The sequence below is a fragment of the Alkalibacterium sp. s-m-28 genome, assembly GCF_054658175.1.
In genome coordinates, this window is the sequence record NZ_BAAGIQ010000502.1 from 1 (window position 1) to 247 (window position 247).

At 39.7% G+C, this 247-nt stretch carries 1 pseudogene; it reads left to right on the plus strand.

What is annotated here, in order from left to right:
* Positions 1-247, plus strand: a pseudogene (locus ACYQ4S_RS13040) (RNA-guided endonuclease TnpB family protein); the annotation flags it as partial.

Sequence of the window (247 nt, forward strand, 5' to 3'; positions counted from 1 at the left end):
ACGGGAAAATCAAACTTCCAAAAACTGGATTCGTGAAGCTGAACCAACACAGAAAGTTTGAAGGAGTCATCAAGTCGTGCACCATTTCTATGAACAAGTCGGGAAAGTATTTCGTCTCTATTCTGGTAAAATCAGAAGACGAAGCAGTGGAAATTACCAAAAGAAAAATCGGGATTGATTTAGGCATTTCCGATTTCGCTATCACTACCAACGATTTAGGCGAGATAGAGAAACACAAAAACCCCAA